Below are 20724 nucleotides of genomic sequence, written 5' to 3'. Positions count from 1 at the left end.
TTTGTTATCGCACGCCAATCATGCCCCTTTCTGACCGGGTTCTACTACCCGTGTCATGGATTTGCCTGGATTCTGGAATGCAGTGCCTCGCCGTAAACCGCTTTCATGCTGGTGGCGCTCCAGCACAGGCGGACGATGTCTGACTCCTCGAAAAAATCAGTGCTGATGATGCTGCAACGGGTGACCCAGTCTCGCGTGGTGTCAAACCAGTCGTTGATGTGGTTCTTGATGCGCTGCGGGCCGCCGAGCACCGAATAGCTGGTCGCCGATAGCGACCAGAGTGACAGGGGGTAGGGTGCGCCTTCCAGCGACGTGCGGATGTGGGTTTGCAGATCCGTGGTATCGGTGAAGCGTTTGCCGCTCCATTTGTGTTTGATCCGGAACCAGAAGTAGTCCTCGTCCAGCTCACGTTTGGCAGGTGCCGCCATGATGATGCGGCGTTGCGTGCTGTTGCGTTTCAACTGGTCAATGGTTAGCAGGCTGTCCGAGGGCGATATGGCGCGCGAGCCGAGGCGCGCCATGATCAGGTCATTGAAGCGCTGGAAATCGAACGGCTTTTCAGCGTCGCCCAACTCATGAAAATCGAGCACGATGAATTCATCGCGGTTCCGATCAAGGAATGTGGTGAGCGCCGTCATCAGTTCATCGAGGGTGCGACCGGATGAATAACCGTTGTGGTGGCAGTAGAACTGCGGCTGTTGCCAGTGAGCGGTGTAGCCGAGGCGAAGGTCAAACGCTCTCGCGCCATTGGCCAATTGCCAAGCAAAGGAATCGTTCTGGCAGGTTGTCCAGTTGCCGAATACGCTGTCGTAATCAGGGGCTTTGCGATCCATACCACTGTTGTGCGTACCGGGCCAGACGATGTCGGCCAGTCTCAACCGCCCGACATCCAATACGTTGCCCATCCAGGTGTTTTTGTCGAGTGCGCCTGTTGCAATACTGTTCATGAGCCATCCTTGTCGTTGTTATCACACCATTCCATGGCGCAATACATTCATGATGCGGATGTGACGGTGTTGCACATCCGCCGTTTCCCGGTGGTTACCGGATTTCATGAACCAGCTTAGAGTCTGTCAGTACTTTTGCCAGCTTTTGACATATCTGCACAAATATAGCGATTTAATATTACTCGGATAGCGCTCAACGTCCCTTGAGCAGATTGACGACTCGGCAGAAGTTAACGATCTGTGATTCTTCAATGAAGTCGACATTAATGATGTTGCACTTTCGCGCCCAATCACTTGTCTGCGGGTCAAACATTAAATCCAGGTCTTTGTGGATATCAACAGGGCCGCCCGTACCGCTGTAACAGGTGGCGGAAAGTGTCCAGTTATTGTAATTGCCAGGCGGATTACTCATCACGTCAGTGATGAAATTGCGTAGGTCACTGACATTCGGGGTGGACAGCCCAGACCATTTACTTTGCACTTCGTCATGAAACAGGCTGGCGTCGAGCTCGCTGTATCTAGGAGCACAGACCAGCACACGTTGCAGCGGGCTGATTCTCTTCAGATCGCCAAGCGTGAGGTGCTTGTTGCGGGCAGTAATCATGCGTGGCCCCAACGCTTGCACGATCAGCCTGTTGAACAAGGCGAAATCAAACGCGCCTTTGCCATTTTTGAAGTTTTTGAAGTCGAGAATAATAAACTCGTCAGGATTGACGGACAGAAAGTCCCAGACTTCTACGACGAGGTTTTCCAAGGTGCGCGACGACAGATATTCGTTATGGTGAAAGCGAAAACGATCAAATCCCTCCTTGGCCCCGGCGTCGTAACACAAGCGCACATCCAGCGCCCGGGAACCGTGATTCAGCTGGCTGGCGAAAGACTAGTGCTGACAGGCAAGCCAGTGTTTTCCCGGTATCAGTGCATAGGATGCTTGCCAGTCACAACCGGCGTTGTGAGTACCGGGTAGCGTCAACTCGCTAAGCGTGAGTCGATCAACTTCTCGTGTTGCAGTCATCCAGTTTTTGTTTGGGTAATTGTCCATGTGTTTGCGTCCCTGTATCGGTGGGTTATTTAAGTCGCACATTAACGCTGGTTGCATTAGTGCGAAAAGTGCAGGGTTTTTATAAGGCCTGGCGCAGGCTGCGCCAAGCGTCGGAGTAATGCGAAGTGTGTAAATTGCGGCTATTTCGAGTTCTTTGCTTCAATCCACTGCGACATGTATTGAGTGCTCTTGTGCAAGTGATGGCGCAACATGCTGCCAGTGAAATTGTTGGTTCTAAGTTGCGATAAGTTGTTTGTGCAATGCAGTAATTTGTTGATCAGCGCCGGGCCGTGCACAGCGTGTTGATAACGATCCGCTAATAATAAGTATCCCGCCGATTGCGCCTTCTGCCAATGCGCCTCATCGCGGTATAGCCGAACCGCTTCATCCGCCAGTGCTTGCGCCGAAACACTGACCGCCCCTGGCCACGAATGATCGCCGTGCATGGCTTCCGCTCCAATCGGCGTGGTTACGCTTGGCGTACCACAGAGCATTGCATCGACCAGTTTGCCCTTGATCCCGGCACCGAAACGCAGCGGCGCCAGGCATACGCGGGCCTCGGACATTACTTGCAACGCATCCTCTGCCCAGTTCATCACATGAAAGCCTTGCGCAGGATTGTGCAGCGCCGTGGCTTTCGGCGGCGTGTAGGCACCATAAAGGTGTAGTTGCGCCTTGGGCAATTGCGCGCGGATCAAGGGCCAGACGGTCGACTTCATCCAGAGCACCGCGTCCCAGTTGGGCGCGTGACGGAAGTTGCCAATGCTCAGGAAGTGTTCGCGATCATCGAAAGTCCGAGGCGTGGCAGTCGGCGGATCGATCATCAGCGGACACCAGTGCAGCAAATCTGCCGGTAAACCGAACTGGTCTTGCAGCAGCTGGATCTCCACTTCGGAGATCATCAGGTTGAGGTCGCAGCGATACAGCGCGGCGATTTCCCGTTTGGCCAGATCGGTGTTGGCCATCAGATCGAACTCTTCGCGCAGTGCCGGCGCGAACAGTTCGCTGAAGTCGTTTTCGTCGGCGCTGGCCTTCAGGCGATCTTTAAGACGCTGATGACGAGCATGACGCAGGCTTTGCAGGTCGGAGGTCTCGAGTACGCGCAAGGCATCAGGGCAGTGCTTTTCAACACGCCAGCCGAACTGTTCTTCCATCATGAACTGGTCAAACAGGACGATATCCGGCGCGAGCTCAGTAATAAAGGTATCGAATGTGCTGCTGTTTAGCTCGATAGGCACTTCGCGAATGCCCAGTTCGGCCAGATCAGCCTTGTGCTCGCCAGGGCCGGCAGGGCTGCTGAAGGTGATCTCCCAACCTTGCTGCAAAAACGTTTCAAGGATTTGCATGACGTGCCCACTGGCAGCCGAAGAGCGTGGTTCCGGCCAGACGTAGCCAATAACCAGGACTTTGGTGGGGTGGGGCTGGTGCATGCGGGTATTTCCTTGAGACGGGCTGTGGCCAAAAACGGGGCGCAATTAAACCACAGCCAGCCTGGGTCTTAGTTGCCCTGGTTGAGGACAGCCTTGACCTTGTCGCGCAGTTGATCGATTGAGAAGGGTTTGCCGATCACGTGCATGTCCGCCGGGACCTCGATGGTTTCGGCGTAGCCGCTGGCGAACAGGATCGGCAGAGAAGGGCGCAGTTTGCGCGCTTCAGTGGCCAGTTGCTTGCCGTCCATGCCGGGCAAACCAACGTCGGTCATCATCAGATCAATGTGCTGACCGCTATCCGCGAGTTTCTCCAGCGCCTGCTCGCTGCCGTCCGCCTCGAGCACACTGAATTCCAGTTCCTCCAACACATCGACGATGAGCATACGCACGATGTCGTCGTCTTCTACGACAAGGATGGTGGCGGAGGTGGCGGGCATAATAAAGGCTCTCAAGGGGTGAATTCGGGGGCGCCGGTCGATCAAAAATGCCGGGCTCTTGCATGAGTAAGTGGCGCATAGCCACAAGTTCCCGAACGGATACAAAAAAGAATAGCGGCAAGGATACCGGTTGGTCGCTGTGATAGCGCTGGCAAATGTAGAAAAATGCGGCAAAAGCGATGAGAAAAATGGATCCATGCCGGGGTTTTGGGGCAAACTCTCGGGTTTTCAACAGTTCGACAAGGCTGCCCCATGTCCACTCCGTCTTCGGTTGATGAGCAACGGTTTCGCAAACTTCTAAGCCGCAACATCGGTCTGCCGCTGGGCGTCGGTGTGCTCAGTGCCGTGTTTTTCGTGTCGCTGATCACTTATTTGCTGTCGGTCATCCAGTGGGTGGAACACACCGACCGGGTGATCAATAACGCCAACGAAGCGGTGAAACTCACCGTTGACCTGGAAACCGGCATGCGCGGCTTCCTGCTCAGCGGCGACGAGCATTTCCTTGATCCGTACGAGACGGCCAGGCCGCGCATTGCCGTAGCGCTGAAAACCCTGACCGAACTGACCATCGACAACCCGGTGCAAACCGATCGTTTGCGTCGCCTTGAGGCCTTGCAGACTGAATGGGCCAATTACGCGCAATCGATGATCGATCTGCAGCGATCCAGCGGCGATTATCGGGGCGCGGTGAAGGCTGGGCGGGGCAAGCGCCTGACCGACGAAATCCGTAAGCAATTCGAAGATGTGATTGAAACCGAGCAAGTCCTGCGCACTACGCGTAATGAGGACGTGCGCCGTACGACGATCTGGAGCATCAGCCTGTACCTGCTGTTTATCGCCGGTATCAGTGGTTTGCTGGCCTACATTGGCCGTCGTGACCTGATGACGTTGTCGGGAAACTACAGCGCCAATCTCGCCGCACAACAGGCCAGCGCCGAACGTCTGGAGCAGCAGGCATGGCTGCGCAACGGTCAGACCGAACTGGCCGAGCAAGTGCTGGGGCAACTGACCCTCAATCTGCTGGGCCGCAACATTCTGCAGTTCTGCGCGCAATACCTCGGTACCGCCGTAGCCGCTCTTTATGTCCGTGAAGAACACGGCGGGCTCAAGCGCGTGGCCACTTACGGCTTCTCCCGCGAGCAGGAAGAACAGGATCAATCGATTTACAGTGGCGAAGGCATCGTCGGCCAAGTGGCACAAACGTCGCGTCTGATCCGTCTGGATTCAGTGCCGGTCGACTATTTCAAAGTCAGCTCCGGGCTGGGTGAGGGTTTGCCGCACAGTGTGCTGGTGGTTCCGACTAGCGATGATGATCGGGTCAATGGGGTGATCGAACTCGGTTTCCTGCGCCCGCTCAACGACCGTGACATCGAATTGCTGGAGCTGATTGCCGGCAACATTGGCACCTCCATCGAGGCCGCGCGTTACCGTCAGCGTTTGCAGGAAGTGCTGGCCGAGACCCAGCAGCTCAACGAAGAGTTGCAGGTGCAGCAGGAAGAGCTGAAAACCGCCAACGAAGAGCTGGAAGAACAATCGCGGATCCTCAAGGAATCTCAGGCGCATCTGGAAACCCAGCAAGTCGAGCTGGAGCAGACCAACGAGCAGCTCGCCGAGCAGGCGCAGACACTGGCCGAGCAGCGCGACGCCATGGATGAGAAGAACACCGCCCTCAATCAGGCGCAGGTACAGCTCGAAGAGCGCGCCGAAGAGTTGCAGCGTTCAAGCAAATACAAATCCGAATTCCTCGCCAACATGTCCCACGAACTGCGCACGCCGCTGAACAGTTCGTTGATCCTGGCCAAACTGCTGGCGGAAAACCCGCAGGACAATCTCAGCGCCGAACAGGTGAAGTTTGCCGAGTCGATCTATTCGGCCGGCAACGATCTGCTCAACCTGATCAACGACATTCTGGACATTTCCAAGGTCGAGGCCGGCAAGCTTGAAGTGATCCCGGAGAACACCAGTGTTGCGCGTCTGGCCGATGGCCTGCGTGGCGTGTTCGAGCCGATGGCCAAAGACAAACAGCTGACCTTCACCGTCGATTTGCAGCCGGGCACGCCAGGCATGATGTTCACCGACCGGCAGCGTCTGGAGCAGGTGATCAAAAACCTGCTGTCCAACGCCGTCAAGTTCACCGAGAAAGGCGCGGTCAGCCTGACCATTGCCGGCCAGCCGAATGACCAGATCGCGTTTATCGTGCGTGATTCGGGGATCGGCATCGCGGCGGATCAGCAGGAAAGCATTTTCGAAGCGTTCCGTCAGGCCGACGGCACCACCAACCGCAAGTACGGCGGCACCGGGTTGGGCCTGTCGATTTCCCGCGATCTGGCAACGTTGCTGGGCGGTTCGATCAGCGTCAGCAGCACGCCGGGGCAGGGCAGCGTGTTCACCCTGTTGCTGCCGCTGCAGTACAGCGAGTCGGGCGAAATCTCGACTGCACCTTTAACGTTTACGCCGCCAGCGCCGACCGCGCCTGTACCTTTGGCGCCGATCGTCTCGCCATTGGCCCCGGTTCACATTCCGCGCTTCGCCGATGACCGCGATAAAGCTCCATTCGCCACACGCTGCATTCTGGTGGTGGAAGACGAACCGAATTTCGCCCATATCCTTTATGACCTGGCCCACGAGTTGGGCTATCAGTGCCTGGTTGCTCACGGCGCGGATGAAGGCTATGACCTGGCGAAAGAGTTTATTCCGGACGCCATCCTCCTCGACATGCGCCTGCCCGATCACTCGGGTCTCACTGTCCTGCAGCGTCTGAAAGAACGCGCCGAAACCCGCCACATCCCGGTGCACGTGATTTCGGTCGAAGACCGCGTTGAAGCCGCGATGCACATGGGCGCCATCGGTTACGCGGTCAAACCGACCACCCGCGAAGAGCTGAAAGACGTGTTCGCGCGTCTCGAAGCGAAGCTGACGCAAAAGGTCAAACGCGTGCTGTTGGTTGAAGACGACGATTTGCAGCGCGAAAGCATCGCGCGATTGATTGGCGACGAGGACATCGAAATCACCGCCGTCGGTCTGGCGCAAGACGCCCTGGAGCGGCTGCGCGAGACGGTTTACGACTGCATGATCATCGACTTGAAGCTGCCAGACATGCTTGGCAACGATCTGCTCAAACGCATGGCCACTGAGGACATCTGCTCGTTCCCGCCGGTCATCGTTTACACCGGGCGCAACCTGACCCGCGATGAAGAGGCCGATCTGCGCAAGTATTCGCGCTCGATCATCATCAAGGGTGCGCGTTCGCCTGAGCGTTTGCTCGACGAGGTCACACTCTTTTTGCACAAAGTCGAATCGCAGTTGTCCCATGAACGGCAGAAGATGCTCAAGACCGCGCGCAGCCGCGACAAGGTCTTCGAGGGTCGCAAGATCCTGCTGGTGGACGACGATGTACGCAACATTTTCGCCCTGACCAGTGCTCTGGAAACAAAAGGCGCAGTCGTGGTGATCGGTCGTAATGGCCGCGAAGCGATTGAAAAACTGAATGAAGTCGAGGACATCGATCTGGTGTTGATGGACGTGATGATGCCGGAAATGGATGGTTTCGAAGCCACCATTGAAATCCGCAAGGATCCGCGCTGGCGCAAGCTGCCAATCATTGCGGTGACGGCCAAGGCCATGAAGGACGATCAGGAGCGCTGCCTGCAAGCGGGTTCCAACGATTATCTGGCCAAGCCCATTGACCTGGATCGCCTGTTCTCGCTGATTCGTGTGTGGTTACCGAAGATGGAACGTATTTAGTGGAAGGCAGCAGTCCAGCCGAACGAAACAGCGAAATCGAATTACGTTTGCTGATTGAGGCGATCTACCTCAAGTACAGCTACGATTTTCGCGATTACTCGGGCGCTTCGATCAAGCGCCGGGTGCAGCACGCGTTGAGCCAGTTCGAGTGCGCGACCATTTCGGCGTTGCAGGAAAAGGTTCTGCACGACCCGACCGCGTTCATGCAGTTGCTGCAACTGCTGACGATCCCGGTCAGCGAGATGTTTCGTGATCCTTCGCACTTCCTCGCGATTCGCAAGGAAGTAGTGCCGTTGCTGCGCACCTATCCGTCGATCAAAATCTGGATCGCCGGCTGCAGCACGGGTGAGGAGGTCTATTCGATGGCGATACTGCTGCGCGAAGAAGGCCTGCTCGATCGCACGATCATTTACGCCACGGACATCAATCCGCGCTCGCTGGACAAGGCCAAGCAGGGCATTTTCTCGATGGAGAACGTCCGTGCCTATACCGCCAACTACCAGCAGGCCGGCGGTCAGCGTTCATTTGCCGAGTACTACACTGCCGCGTATGGCTACGCGATATTCGACAAAACGCTGTGCGAGAACGTGACGTTTGCCGACCACAGCCTGGCGACCGACAGCGTGTTCTCCGAAACCCAACTGATTTCTTGCCGCAACGTGCTGATCTATTTCAACAAGAAGTTGCAGGATCGCGCCTTCGGGCTGTTCCATGAATCGCTGTGCCATCGTGGTTTTCTGGTGCTCGGCAGTAAAGAGACGCTGGATTTTTCCAGCTATGCCAATCAGTTCGAGCCGTTGGTCAAACAAGAACGGATTTACCGCAAAACATGAACGAGGCCGTGGCTTTACCTCGCGTCGAGGCGATTGTGGTCGGTGCTTCCGCCGGTGGCGTTGAGGCGTTGCTGAGCGTGCTCGGCCCACTGCGCAGTGGGTTTGTGCTGCCGATTATCGTTGTGCTGCACTTGCCCGAAGAGCGTCGCAGCCAATTGGCCGAAGTCTTCGCGCGGCGTCTGGACATGCCGGTGCACGAGGCGATCGACAAGCAGGACATTGCTGCTGGCACCGTGTATTTCGCCACACCGGGCTATCACCTGTCGGTGGAGCAGGATCGCAGCCTGTCGCTGAGCCTTGAGGATCGTGTGCATTACTCGCGGCCTTCGATTGATTACCTGTTCGAGTCCGCCGCTGATGCCTACGGCTCGAAGCTGGCCGCTGTATTGCTGACCGGCGCCAATCACGACGGTGCGCGCGGGCTGGCACAAGTCAAACGTCGCGGAGGCCTGACCATTGTCCAGGATCCGCAAGAGGCGCAAGTCGCCACCATGCCTCAGGCTGCGCTGAACATTCAGCAGCCCGATCATGTCCTAACCCTTAACGGCATCGGCCGTCTGCTTGTCGAGCTGGAACGAATCGCATGCTGAGTAATATTCAAGCCAAATTGCTGATCGTCGACGATCTGCCGGAAAACCTGCTGGCGCTCGAAGCCTTGATCAAACGCGAAGACCGCACCGTCTACAAGGCGTTGTCCGCGGACGAAGCGTTGTCGTTGCTGCTGCAGCACGAATTCGCCATGGCCATCCTCGACGTGCAGATGCCGGGGATGAACGGCTTCGAACTCGCCGAGTTGATGCGCGGCACCGAGAAAACCAAGAACATCCCGATTATCTTCGTCAGCGCCGCCGGTCGTGAATTGAACTACGCGTTCAAGGGTTACGAGAGCGGTGCGGTCGACTTCCTGCACAAGCCGCTGGATATCCATGCGGTGAAAAGCAAGGTCAACGTTTTTGTCGATCTGTACCGCCAGAGCAAGGCGATGAAACAGCAGGTCGAAGCGCTGGAGCAGGCCCGTCGGGAGCAGGAAGCGCTGTTGCAACAGTTGCAGAGCACTCAGTCGGAGCTGGAGCAGGCGGTGCGGATGCGCGATGACTTCATGTCAATCGTCGCCCACGAAGTGCGTACGCCGCTCAATGGCCTGATACTCGAAACGCAGCTGCGCAAGATGCACCTGGCACGGGACAACGCGTCGGCGTTCACCCTCGACAAGATGCACGCCATGGTCGATCGCGACGAGCGGCAGATCAAAAGCCTCATCCGCTTGATCGAAGACATGCTTGATGTTTCGCGCATCCGCACCGGCAAGCTGTCGATCCGGCCGAACCGTTTCGATCTGGTGCAGTTAGTCAGCAATCTGTTGCAGAACTTTGCGCAACAGATCGACGCGGCGGAAACCGAAGTATCGTTCACGGCGCCAGAGCCGGTCGAAGGTCACTGGGACGAGTTCCGCATCGAGCAAGTGGTGTCGAACCTGATCACCAATGCCTTGCGTTACGGTGGTCGCAGCCCGGTCAAGGTGCGTGTTTACCGCGAAGGCGATGAGGCGCGCATCGAGGTCGAGGACAATGGCATCGGCATCAGCGCCGAGAATCAGAAGCGAATTTTCCAACAGTTCGAACGGGTGTCCGCCAAGACGGTAGTCGCCGGGCTCGGGCTGGGTCTGTTCATTTCCGAGCAGATCGTCGCCGCCCATGGCGGCTCCATCGTCGTCGAGAGTGAAATCAACGAGGGCGCCCTGTTTCGCGTTTGTCTGCCGATCGAGGAAAACGGCAAATCTGACGCAACCTCTGATTGACCGCACGGTCGTATCAGCAGCTATTGACCGAACAAAGGCTTCCCATGAGCGTAGATGCACAAGATGTAGTACTCGTCGTCGAGGACGAACCGGTTATCTTGATGGTCCTGACCGATTACCTGTCGGGCCAGGGTTACCGCGTGTTGCAAGCGGAAAGCGGCGAGCAGGCGTTCGAGATTCTGGCGAGCAAGCCGCATCTGGATGTCCTGATCACTGATTTCCGTCTGCCTGGCGGTATTTCCGGCGTACAGATCGCCGAGCCTGCCGTCAAATTGCGACCGGATCTAAAAGTGATCTTCATCAGCGGTTACCCGCAGGAGATCCGCGAAACCGGCAGCCCGATCACGCGCAAGGCTCCGATTCTGGAAAAACCGTTTGATCTGGATGTCCTGCAGGAGAAAATTCAGGAGCTATTGGCCTGAAAACAGGGCGGTTGGCGGCGTACCTGTAATTTCTGACAGTTGACGACGCGATCGTAATGGATCGTTATAAACCCTGAAATCCGTTTCGGGGTTGAGTTTCATGGATCGTGGCACACCGGCATTAGCCGTGATTGACCCCTGTGGTGCACCCATTCGCGCCGTAGTTTATTGGCGGCAGTCGGCACTCGATGCACCTCAGGCGCGTATTACTCAAACGATCCTTGATCGCCACACCCGTACCAGCCATCGCCGCGATCCACGGCTCTTTTCGCTGTTTAAAAGCGCCTCCGCGCCTGCCAATCAGACGACCCTGACTAGCCTGTCCGGCGCCTCCTTGCTGTCCGTCAATGTTGATGCCGGTTGGCGCTTGAGCCTGACCGGCGCCAGTGGGCAGCCACTGGAAAGCTGGGATCAGAAACTCAGCCACCGTCGTGTTGTGCATGATGCGTTACTGCGCCCAGCGTTTCTTTTCGAGCAGGAAGCGGGCGAAGCGCTACAGCGCAGCGAGTGCTATGACTATGCCGACGGCAGCCCCGAATCTGCACAGCACAATCTTTGCGGTCAGATCGTCCGCCATGATGATCGGGGAGGGACGGTGTTTCTTCTCGAGTGCAGTCTTTCCGGCTCCGCCCTTGAGCAGTCCCGACGCTTTCTCCAGGCGCTTGATGCCCCTGACTGGCCGGAAGATGAAATCGGACGGGACAACCTGTTGGAACCTGAACGAGCGCTAACGCGCACGGACAACAACGCCGCAGGTGATCAGATCCGTCATGTTGATGCGTTGGGCAATGAACAACTGCTGCGGCAAACGCGGGCTGGAGAGTTGTCAGAAACTTGCCTGAAACTGCAGGGCGCTGCCGGGTTCAGCACGCTGGTGGGCAACATTCGCTACAACGCCGAAGGGCAGATCGAGCAACAAACTGCAGGAAATGGCGTGGTCACGCGCGCTACTTTTGATGCGGAAAATGGCCGATTGAGCACGTTGATCACGCAAAACACGAACCAGTCGCCGATACAGAACCTGACATATGCCTACGATCCCGTCGGCAACCTGCTCAGCATCAGTGATAGCGCCCAGCCCATCCGCTACTTCCGCAATCAGCGAGTCGCGCCACTCAACACTTACCGTTACGACTCGCTTTATCAATTGATCGAAGCCAGTGGCCGGCAGTGCGTCAACACTCCGGGTGGGCCATTGTTGCCGGAATTCATATCGCCGCCCGACTCAAGTCAGCTGGAAAATTATCGTCAGACGTTTGCTTACGACAGTGGCGGGAATTTGCTGACGTTGCAGCACGTGGCTGACAGTGGTCAGCGCAGTGAGCGCACCGCCGTTGCCGCGGCAAGCAATCGGAGTTTGCCGTACTCAGCGAACGGTGAGCCGCCAGGGGAGGGCGAAATCAACGCCGGATACGACCCCAACGGCAACCTTAAATTGCTGCAGCAAGGCCAGAATCTGCTGTGGAATGGCCGTAATCAGTTGTGTCAGGTCGATCAGGTTCTACGTGAGGGTGAGCCCAACGATTCAGAGCGCTATGTTTACGACGGCGCAGGCCAGCGTCTGCGAAAAATTCGCACGGCCTACAGTTCTCGCCGAACCCGTACTCATGAAACCCGCTATCTGCCAGGCGTTGAAATTCGCACAGCTCCCGAAGAAACCGTACACGTCATCAGCGTTCAGGCCGGGCGTTGCACCGTGCAGATCCTGCACTGGGAAAAAGGCCGGCCAGCGCATGTTGCTGATGATCAACACCGTTATCTTTTGACCGATCATCTGGCTTCCAGCAGTCTGGAACTGGATGTCGACGCCCAACTCATTAGCCAGGAAAGTTTCTACCCCTATGGCGGAACAGCCTGGTGGGCCGGGCGCGACAAGGTTGAAGCCGGTTATCGGACGTTGCGTTATTCGGGGCAGGAGCGGGACGCAACCGGACTGTATTACTACGGGTTTCGCTATTACATGCCTTGGCGCCAGCGATGGCTGAGTGCGGATCCTGCGGGTGTGAGCGATGGGTTGAATTTGTATCAGATGGTGGGGGGTAATCCGATCGGGTTTGTTGACTTTCAAGGGTTGGCAAAAACGCGCGTGAACTGGCCTGACCGCGCAAAAGCCATGCCGTCAGGGATAGCGCGAGGCATCGTCAAAGGGAGTGCGGGGTACGGTTTCAAATACGTCGCGAAGCAGGCACTGAACGCTACAATCGGGCCGTATGTGCGCTGGCTGGCAGCGGGAATGAGTGGTGCTGCCGGAGGTTACGCTGCCGCCGGCCTGACCGCGCACGCTCTTCAGAGCGCCGGTGTCACGGGTCGACGTAAAATGATGGCGGTAGGTGCCATGGGAGTAGCGGGCTCTGTTGCGGGATTTGCAGGTGGCTTTCTCAGTTCAGATCCGATTGGCACGTTGAGTGACGTTGCAAAAGATCTGGGTGGCGTATTGACCGGTAGGGTCATTTCTCCGCTTGGCCCCTCCATCACCTATGACGGTAATGCCACGCTAGCCTCGCAAGCCGTCAACATCGCGACCAATCTTGCCGTAAATTTCGTAGAAGGAATGTGGCTCGGTGGTTTGAAAAACAGTGATTACCCACTGTTGAGATCAGCCGGAAATGGTGCGCTGAAAAGCTTTGTCGGCGACGCTATTCGCTCTACAGACGTTGTGCCCGCCAGTTACAACGAGAGTAAACATTCGGCGTGGAGTCTGCCAACCGTTGCGGATGGTAAAACAATAGTTAAGACCTTCGCTCACGATACGGCAATGTCTTCCCTCTACGGTTTTGGTAACGACGCGATCAACCGAGGTATTGATATTGGCTTAGCGGATTCGCACGTCGATCCGACCCTACGAGGAGGCTTTGGGAACTTGCAGGTGGTCAACGAACTGGATGCAATTGTGGGAGAAAAAGTGCTGTCGGGAATGGCCTGGCATGAGGTTAACGCTATTCCCAACGAAACAACCACGAAAGCGAGTACTGCAAGAAATCAGCAAGCCGCTAAAGATAAGCGAATGGCTCGAAGTCGACGTAGACACGGCATCGGCATCGAAATGCAACCGATGAATGTCTGATTCGGCGTTACTGCCGAATCATCTCCCTGACCTTCGCCGTCAGAAGGTCAAAAGTGAACGGCTTGGTGATCATCTGCATTCCCGGATCGAGGAACCCGCCGCGCACGGCCGCGTGTTCGGCATATCCAGTGATAAACAGCACCTTCAACCCCGGCCGATATTGACGACCAATCTCGGCCAACTGCCGACCATTCATGCCCGGCAGGCCAACATCGCTGATGAGCAGATCAATACGCTGTGCCGAATTCAGAATCGGCACTGCACCGTCGGCATCTCCGGCCTCGACGAAGGCATAACCCAACTCGCTCAAAACCGCGCTGACCAGCACGCGAACGGCGGGGTCATCTTCGACGATCAACACTGTTTCACCGTTGATTGCATCCGGCGCTTGCTGAATATCGGTATCGGGTTGTTCCAGCTCTTCACCACGGAAGCGCGGCAGGTAGAGTTTCACCGTGGTGCCTTGATCGATTTCGCTGTCAATCGAGACATGCCCGCGTGACTGTTTGCTGAAGCCGTAAATCATCGACAGACCGAGCCCGGTGCCCTGGCCGATTGGTTTGGTGGTGAAGAACGGATCGAACGCGCGGTTGATCACGCTTTGCGGCATGCCGCCGCCATTGTCGGTGACGCTGAGCATCACGTAATCGCCGGGCTCAAGGTTGCTGTAGGCCTCGGTGAATTCGCGATGCAGCACCTGATTGCTGGTTTCGACGATCAATTTGCCACCCTCGGGCATGGCATCGCGGGCGTTGATCACCAAGTTGAGCAGGGCGCTTTCCAATTGATTCGGATCGGCCTCGGCGACCCACAATTTGTCGTTCAGGCGCATGTCCAGCTGGATGCTTTCGTTGAGACTGCGTTGCAGCAGCTCGCCCATCGACAGCACAAGGGTATTCATCTGTACGGCTTTGGAATCAAGCGACTGCCGACGAGAGAACGCCAGCAGCCGATGGGTCAGGCCAGCGGCGCGGTTGGCAGAGGTCACGCCCAGATCGATCAGGCTGTCGAGATCATCCAGACGTCCACGCGCAAGTCGCCGGCGCAGCAACTCAAGGCTACCGATGATCCCGGTGAGCATATTATTGAAGTCGTGGGCGATGCCGCCCGTGAGCTGGCCGACCGCTTCCATCTTCTGCGACTGGCGCAACGCTTCTTCGTTGTGGCGAAGTTGCGCGGTGCGTTCCTCGACCTGTTGTTCGAGGGTTTCCAGTGTCGATTGCAGACGCCGTTCGCTTTCACTCAGATCGATCAAGCGGTCGCGGGCTTCATATTGTCGTCGTCGACCGCGCAGGGCGGCGGAGACCATACTGACCAACGTGGCCGGGTGGAAAGGGCGCTCAAGGAATGACACGTTGCCCAGCAGGCTGCTCAGTTGCGACGAAGGGCCTTGTTCCTGTCCGCCGTGATGAGTGAGCAGCACGATCGGTAGATCCGACCAGGCCGGTTGTTGCTCCAGATGCTGGAACAACACCTCCAGCTCCGGGCCACGCAACGCTTCCGCGGCAATCAACAACAACCCGGCGCCAGGTTCCAGTTGCGAACACAGTGTCGCCAGATCCGGCGTGATCAAACCACCAAATCCAGCTTCATTAAGGATCATCAGCGCAATTTGGCTGTCGCGACCCACGGGCGCCAGAATGAGCGCCCGTTCGGCCAGCGGCGTAGCCACCGTCACAAGTTATCTTCCTGCAGCAGCGGTTTGCTCGCGCCGAGGTAAGTCGGTACGCCACGAAGCACGCCCTGGAAGGCTTCCAGCGGTTCACCAATGGTCATGCCCTGCGTGGAAATGCGGTATTCGCGAATGGTCGATTCGTGGCTGCCGGTGCGTTTCTTGATGATGGAAATCGCCCGCCGGACTTTGCCGAGGGCTTCGAAGTAACGCAACAGAATCACCGTGTCGGCCAGGTAAGTGATGTCGACCGGCGCTTGCATATCGCCGACCAGACCATGTTGGGCGACCGTCATAAACGTCGCCGCGCCTTTGCGGTTAAGGTACAGCAGCAACTCGTGCATGTGCAGCACCAGGGCATTTTCTTCCGGCATCGCGGCTTGATAGCCGTTTATGCTGTCGATCACCACGGTTTTGATTTCGCCTTCATCGACGCAGCGTCGCACGCGGTGGGAAAACTCGCCCGGCGACAGTTCGGCGGCGTCTACCTGTTCGATCAACAGATTGCCGGTCGCTTGCAGGGCCTTGAGGTCGATGCCGATATTTCTCATGCGCTCGAACAGCAAACCCAGTTCTTCATCGAAAATGAACAGCGCGGCTTTTTCGCCACGCGTCACTGCCGCAGCGGCAAAGATCATCGAGATAAGCGATTTACCGGTACCGGCCGGGCCGAGAATCAGTGTGCTGGAACCGGTTTCGATGCCACCGCCGAGCAGGGCGTCCAGCTCTTTGATGCCGCTGGTGAGCTGCAGGCGTGCATATTCTCCACGGTGTTCGGCGGCGACCAGCCTTGGGAATACGTGAACGCCGTCACCCATGATGGTGAAGTCGTGGAAGCCTCCGCGATACTTCTGACCGCGGTATTTGACCACCCGCACGCGGCGGCGCTCGGCGCCATAGTTTGGGGTCAGTTCTTCCAGACGAATCACGCCGTGGGCCACGCTGTGCACGGTTTTGTCGAGGGACTCGGTGGTCAAGTCGTCGAGCAACAGTACGGTAGCGTTGTAGCGCACGAAGTAATGTTTGATTGCCAGAATCTGCCGGCGATAGCGCAAAGAGCTTTGCGCCAGCAGACGGATCTCCGACAGGCTATCGAGCACGACGCGGGTCGGTTTGAAGCGTTCGACCGCTTCGAAAATCTGCTTGGTTGCTTCGCCCAACTCCAAATCGGAGGAGTACAGCAAGCTCTGCTGATGCTCGGCATTGAGCAGGCTTTCCGGTGGCGTCAGCTCAAAAATCTTGATGTTCTCATCCAGCTCCCAGCCGTGGGAGAGCGCACCCTGGCGCAATTCATTCTCGGTTTCCGACAGCGTGATGTACAACGAGCGTTCGCCGGCTTTCGCGCCGGCCATTAGAAAATGCAAAGCGACCGTGGTTTTACCGGTTCCGGGTTCTCCTTCCAGCAGGAAAACATGCCCGCGCGATAAGCCACCGGCCAGGATGTCATCCAGGCCCACAATGCCGGTGGCGGCTTTTGCACTGATCAACTCGTTAGATGTAGACAAAAAATGCCCTCTCATGACTAGGGGAAGCGAGGCAGCTGACTCGATTGAGCTGCCTGATTACTTGACCTTGGGCCGTGATGGCAGTTCCGCTCTTTCTTCTTGAAAGTTTACGGCGAACACAAAAAGCTGAGGCAGGATTTTGTGGCGAGGGGATTTATCCCGGTTGGCGTGCGCAGCAGGCCCTGCTTTTGGTGAAGAGGGGCCGCTGCGCGACCCAACGGGGATAAATCCCCTCGCCACAGGCAGTGGTGAATTCGGTCAGGGTGCTTGAGGTTTAGAGGCCCTGTTGCAAAGCAGGATCATCCGGATTGAGCTGTTCCAGTTGTGCCAGCAAAACCTGCACGTTCTGCAATTGACCGCTTTCTTTCCAGTAATTGATCAGCAACACCCGCGCCTTGCGGTCGGCAGGATGGCGCTGAACGATTTCCTGCAACTGATTCTGCGCGGCTTCCAGTTCTTCAGCACTGTGCAGGGTGGTCGCGAGGTCGTAGCGATAATCCTTGTTGTCGGGTTCAAGTTCGACGGCTTTGGATAAGCCGAGCAAAGCAAATTCGAGCTGATCATGGTGCAGCAACCATAGGCCGAGAGCATGTTGCAGATACGCCGAATCGGGCTGGGCTTTGAGCTGCTGCGCAAGCAATTGTCGGGCAGCGTCGCTCTGGCCCTGACGGTCGAGCACATCAATCTGCATGACCAGCGCCGGCAAGTTGCCCGGCTCCAGGCGCAAAGTGTTTTCCAGCGCGTCCTGCGCTTGCTTGAGTTCGGCATTGTGCAAGTGCAGGCGCGCCAGTTGCGCGTAGGTCGCAGCGCTCGGTGGTTGCTCCTTGAGGACTTGCTCCCAGCCGTCGATCGCTTGCTCCAGCGGCGCGAAGTACAACCCCAGCTCATCCGGGGTCAAACCGAGCAGGGCATTGATCGCGGCAAAGCGTACAGATTGATCTTCGTCATCCAGCAGCGGCCCGAGCAATAGGCTGCGCTGGCCGCCGGGTACCAGGCCCACGACACTTTTGATCGCGGCCAGGCGAACATCGGCCGCTTCGCTCTGCAAATCCGCATCGGCCAGTTTCAACGCCTGCGGGCTTGGATAATTGGGCAATTCCGCATGCAGCCACACGCGGCGTTTCACCGACAGATCAGGACGCCCCAATTGCTGATACAACTGCCGCGCCGCCCCCGGCTGACCGGCACGCGCCGCCGACAAAGCTTCGCTGTAGCCATGCTTGATCGCTTCGGGGACAACCGGAGTGGTGCTGCGCAGTGACAACCAGGCGACGATCACAATCAATGCGAGGCCAAGGCTGATGAGCAGATAGCGGCGGGACTGGGGCATGCAGGTATCCGGAAACGTGCTGACTTGAGCAGAGCGGCAAGCTTCGGTCAGCTCGGCGCGGGAGTCAAACCTTGTCCTTGTGAAACGTCCTACAACACGCGTCGAATGCATTACTCGCCCGGCTTGCGATGCAGTGTCTACGCTTGCAGGAGTTGCTTTTAATGAGTGTGCCCATGCAAGCCCTGTTCAATTATTTCAAAGCGGTGATCCACCCGGGTCAGGCTGTGCTGCTGTTTGGTCTGCGCACCATCGCCGCCGGGTTGCTGACGTTGTATCTGGCGTTTTTGTTCGACCTCGACCAGCCAAAGTGGTCGATCATGGCGGTGGTGATTGTCAGCCAGCCGCTGGCCGGGATGGCACTGGCACGCAGTTTTGGCCAGGTGATCGGCACCACGCTGGGTGCGGCGGTGGCAGTGCTGATCATGGCGATTTTCCCTCAGGCACCGCTGCCATTCATTACAACGCTCGCGTTGTGGTTGGCACTGTGTACGGCGGGCGGCACGTTGTTGCGTTACACCAGTTCGCAGGCATTCGTGCTCAGCGGGTATACAGCGGTGGTGGTGGCGTTGTTGGCGATTCCCGAACCGGACGGGACGTTCCTGCTGGCCGTCACCCGAGTCACTGAAACGTTATTGGCGGTAGCCTGCGTCTGTGTGGTCAGCCTGCTGACGGCGAGGCCCGAAGCGGTGGCCAAGGGTTATTTCGCCAAGGTTGATCAAGTGATCAAACTGGTCGCCGGCCATGCCGCCGCCGTGATTCGCACGGAAGAAAGCGAAGCCGATTTTCAGCGTCGGCAAATGCAAGTGCTCGCTGAAATCAGTGCGCTGGAAGGCCTGCGTCGGCATTTGTACTTCGATGCACCGCGCCTGCGCAGCGCTAACAATCTGGTGCTGTTATTGGGCAATCAACTGATGTTGCTGACGTCGCGGCTGACCGCACTGCGTCACCAGCGGCAATTGCTCACCGAGCGTTGGGAAGGTGATCTACCGCTGGATATCCAGCGATTACGCGCCGATGAACTGGCGTTTCTCGATCAGTTGGCGCAGCAGGGCCGTGCAATGCCTGAGGAGGCCCGGCACCACTTCGTCACGCTGCAGCAACAGTTCGATGAAATGGCCTACAAGGCCGAGCAATTGACCGAGGACATGAGCGCCACTCTGCGTTCACTGGCGTGGGCGCTGCGCTGGGAGCAAGCGCGGTTGATGCAACAACTGGAGCAGATTCTTGAACTCAGCGATGCGATCCAGGAAGGGCGCGAGGCCAGTTGCATGTTTCGCGGTCAGCAGAGCCCGCTGCATCTGGATTTCACCTTGGCGTCGATGAACGCGATTCGGGCATTTACAGCATTGCTGGTGGCCGGGCTGATCTGGATCGAAACGGCGTGGGATGGTGCGCGCGGCGGGATGATTCTGGTCGGCATCCTGTGTTCACTGATGGCGACGTTCCCGCGACCGCTGATGGCTGCGCAGAGTTATGCGCGTGGCTTGGGCGTGGCGTTGCTGGTGTCGGCGCTCTATCAATTCATGATCGTGCCAGCGATCAGCAACTTCGAAATGCTGGCGTTGGTGCTCGCGCCATTGCTCTATGTGATCGCGGTGGGGTTATCCAGTCCGGCCACGGCGGGCATCGCGATGGGGTTGGGTTTGTCGAGTTTTCTGATGCTTGGCCCGCAGAACGCTGGTACCGGTCAGAACAGCGCAATTCAATGGTTTGAGTTCGCCGGCGCTTACGTCAGCGCGGCGATGCTGGCGCTGATTGTCTACGCGTGGATTTTCCCGTTTCGTCCGGCGTGGCGTCTGCGTCGCCTCTATAACGAAGCACGCGAGCAGGTCTATCAACTGACCAAGCTGCCGGCCACCGATGAACAGCAATTCGCTTTCGAAAGCCGCATGGTCGATCGCCTGACCAGCATGCAGGGTCTTTTGCCGGCGGTGAATGACCGAGCGATGCCGCAACTCTACGAAGTGACGCTGGCGTGTCTGGCGTTGGGGGTGGCGATGCAGCAACTACGGCTGCAAGCACAGAACAACACGCTGGTGACGCCTGCGTTCAGCCAGCATTTGTCTTCAGCGTTGCGCCACACCGGGCGGTTTGTCGCCGCGCGTGATGATGTGCAACTGGCGCCATTGCTGGAGCGACTTCACGCATTAGGCGATGAGCTGGACGAATTGCACGTCGCCAGTCACGAACATCTAGGCTCGGTGTTTCGTATGCGCGTGGCGTTGCTGATCGTCGTGTCATTCCTGCAACGTCATGGCGAATATCTGCAAGCAGGAACCGTTGAAGGAGAACCGATCCTTGCCCATTGATTTCGAAGTTGGCGGCGTCTACCTGCCGCCCATTGCCCAGGCGCTGTTACTGGCGATTCCGATATTCCTGCTGCTGGATTGGGTGCTGCGTCGTCTGGGTGTGTTGCGCCTGGTCTGGCATGAAGCCCTGTTCGAAGGCGCCTTGTATGCCTGTGTCTGTGCCACGCTGATTCTGTTGATGGGAGCCTGAA

15 protein-coding genes are annotated in these 20724 nt (G+C 57.4%); 8 read left to right on the top strand and 7 right to left on the bottom strand.

Annotation, left to right across the window (positions count from 1 at the left end; genetic code table 11):
- Positions 1–53 precede the first annotated feature (53 nt).
- From GVL50_RS00315 to GVL50_RS00300, 4 genes are all read right to left on the bottom strand, one after another.
- Positions 54–947, bottom strand: a complete 894-nt coding sequence (locus GVL50_RS00315) for a phospholipase (RefSeq protein ID WP_159811327.1) — start codon at positions 945–947, stop codon at positions 54–56.
- 193 nt (positions 948–1140) lie between these two features.
- Entirely contained in the window at positions 1141–1779 is a 639-nt protein-coding gene (locus GVL50_RS00310; RefSeq protein ID WP_306109853.1) for a phospholipase, read from the bottom strand.
- 350 nt (positions 1780–2129) lie between these two features.
- Complete coding sequence (locus GVL50_RS00305) at positions 2130–3419, bottom strand: glycosyltransferase (protein WP_159811326.1); 1290 nt, start codon at positions 3417–3419, stop codon at positions 2130–2132.
- Between the two features lie 68 nt (positions 3420–3487).
- Complete coding sequence (locus tag GVL50_RS00300) at positions 3488–3856, bottom strand: response regulator (protein WP_159811325.1); 369 nt, start codon at positions 3854–3856, stop codon at positions 3488–3490.
- 252 nt (positions 3857–4108) lie between these two features.
- On the opposite strand from GVL50_RS00300, the gene GVL50_RS00295 reads away from it, so the two are divergent.
- The 6 genes from GVL50_RS00295 to GVL50_RS00270 all read left to right on the top strand — a co-directional run bounded on the left by GVL50_RS00295 (position 4109) and on the right by GVL50_RS00270 (position 13717).
- The gene (locus GVL50_RS00295) at positions 4109–7600 is read left to right on the top strand and encodes a response regulator (RefSeq protein WP_159811324.1); all 3492 of its coding nucleotides are present in this window, start codon (positions 4109–4111) and stop codon (positions 7598–7600) included.
- Entirely contained in the window at positions 7600–8433 is an 834-nt protein-coding gene (locus tag GVL50_RS00290) for a protein-glutamate O-methyltransferase CheR (protein WP_053119903.1), read from the top strand. Before GVL50_RS00295 ends, GVL50_RS00290 begins: the two co-directional genes overlap by 1 nt.
- Positions 8430–9023, top strand: a complete 594-nt coding sequence (locus GVL50_RS00285) for a chemotaxis protein CheB (RefSeq protein ID WP_053119905.1) — start codon at positions 8430–8432, stop codon at positions 9021–9023. Before GVL50_RS00290 ends, GVL50_RS00285 begins: the two co-directional genes overlap by 4 nt.
- The gene (locus GVL50_RS00280; RefSeq protein WP_159811323.1) at positions 9017–10231 is read left to right on the top strand and encodes a hybrid sensor histidine kinase/response regulator; all 1215 of its coding nucleotides are present in this window, start codon (positions 9017–9019) and stop codon (positions 10229–10231) included. Before GVL50_RS00285 ends, GVL50_RS00280 begins: the two co-directional genes overlap by 7 nt.
- A gap of 44 nt (positions 10232–10275) precedes the next feature.
- Complete coding sequence (locus tag GVL50_RS00275) at positions 10276–10653, top strand: response regulator (protein WP_053119909.1); 378 nt, start codon at positions 10276–10278, stop codon at positions 10651–10653.
- A 100-nt stretch (positions 10654–10753) separates the two neighbouring features.
- The gene (locus GVL50_RS00270) at positions 10754–13717 is read left to right on the top strand and encodes an RHS repeat domain-containing protein (RefSeq protein ID WP_159811465.1); all 2964 of its coding nucleotides are present in this window, start codon (positions 10754–10756) and stop codon (positions 13715–13717) included.
- A 7-nt stretch (positions 13718–13724) separates the two neighbouring features.
- Here GVL50_RS00270 and GVL50_RS00265 read toward each other — a convergent pair whose 3' ends face one another.
- The 3 genes from GVL50_RS00265 to GVL50_RS00255 form a co-directional block, all read right to left on the bottom strand.
- Positions 13725–15395 (bottom strand): ATP-binding protein, encoded by a 1671-nt coding sequence (locus GVL50_RS00265; RefSeq protein WP_159811322.1) that lies wholly within the window; start codon positions 15393–15395, stop codon positions 13725–13727.
- The gene (locus GVL50_RS00260; protein ID WP_053119916.1) at positions 15392–16894 is read right to left on the bottom strand and encodes an ATPase domain-containing protein; all 1503 of its coding nucleotides are present in this window, start codon (positions 16892–16894) and stop codon (positions 15392–15394) included. Before GVL50_RS00260 ends, GVL50_RS00265 begins: the two co-directional genes overlap by 4 nt.
- A gap of 274 nt (positions 16895–17168) precedes the next feature.
- Entirely contained in the window at positions 17169–18224 is a 1056-nt protein-coding gene (locus tag GVL50_RS00255) for a tetratricopeptide repeat protein (protein ID WP_159811321.1), read from the bottom strand.
- Between the two features lie 161 nt (positions 18225–18385).
- Here GVL50_RS00255 and GVL50_RS00250 point away from each other — a divergent pair, with 161 nt between their 5' ends.
- Together GVL50_RS00250 and GVL50_RS00245 are read left to right on the top strand one after the other, a co-directional pair.
- Complete coding sequence (locus GVL50_RS00250; protein WP_256671785.1) at positions 18386–20533, top strand: FUSC family protein; 2148 nt, start codon at positions 18386–18388, stop codon at positions 20531–20533.
- Positions 20523–20723 (top strand): DUF1656 domain-containing protein, encoded by a 201-nt coding sequence (locus GVL50_RS00245; protein ID WP_053119922.1) that lies wholly within the window; start codon positions 20523–20525, stop codon positions 20721–20723. The genes GVL50_RS00250 and GVL50_RS00245 overlap by 11 nt, the downstream gene beginning before the upstream one ends.
- Position 20724 lies beyond the last annotated feature (1 nt).

It is taken from the genome of Pseudomonas sp. 18058 (genome assembly GCF_902706155.1).
In the GTDB taxonomy this organism is placed as follows: domain Bacteria; phylum Pseudomonadota; class Gammaproteobacteria; order Pseudomonadales; family Pseudomonadaceae; genus Aquipseudomonas; species Aquipseudomonas rustica.
The sequence above is the reverse complement of the archived record's forward strand: the minus strand, read 5'-3'. Positions and strand labels throughout refer to the sequence as shown.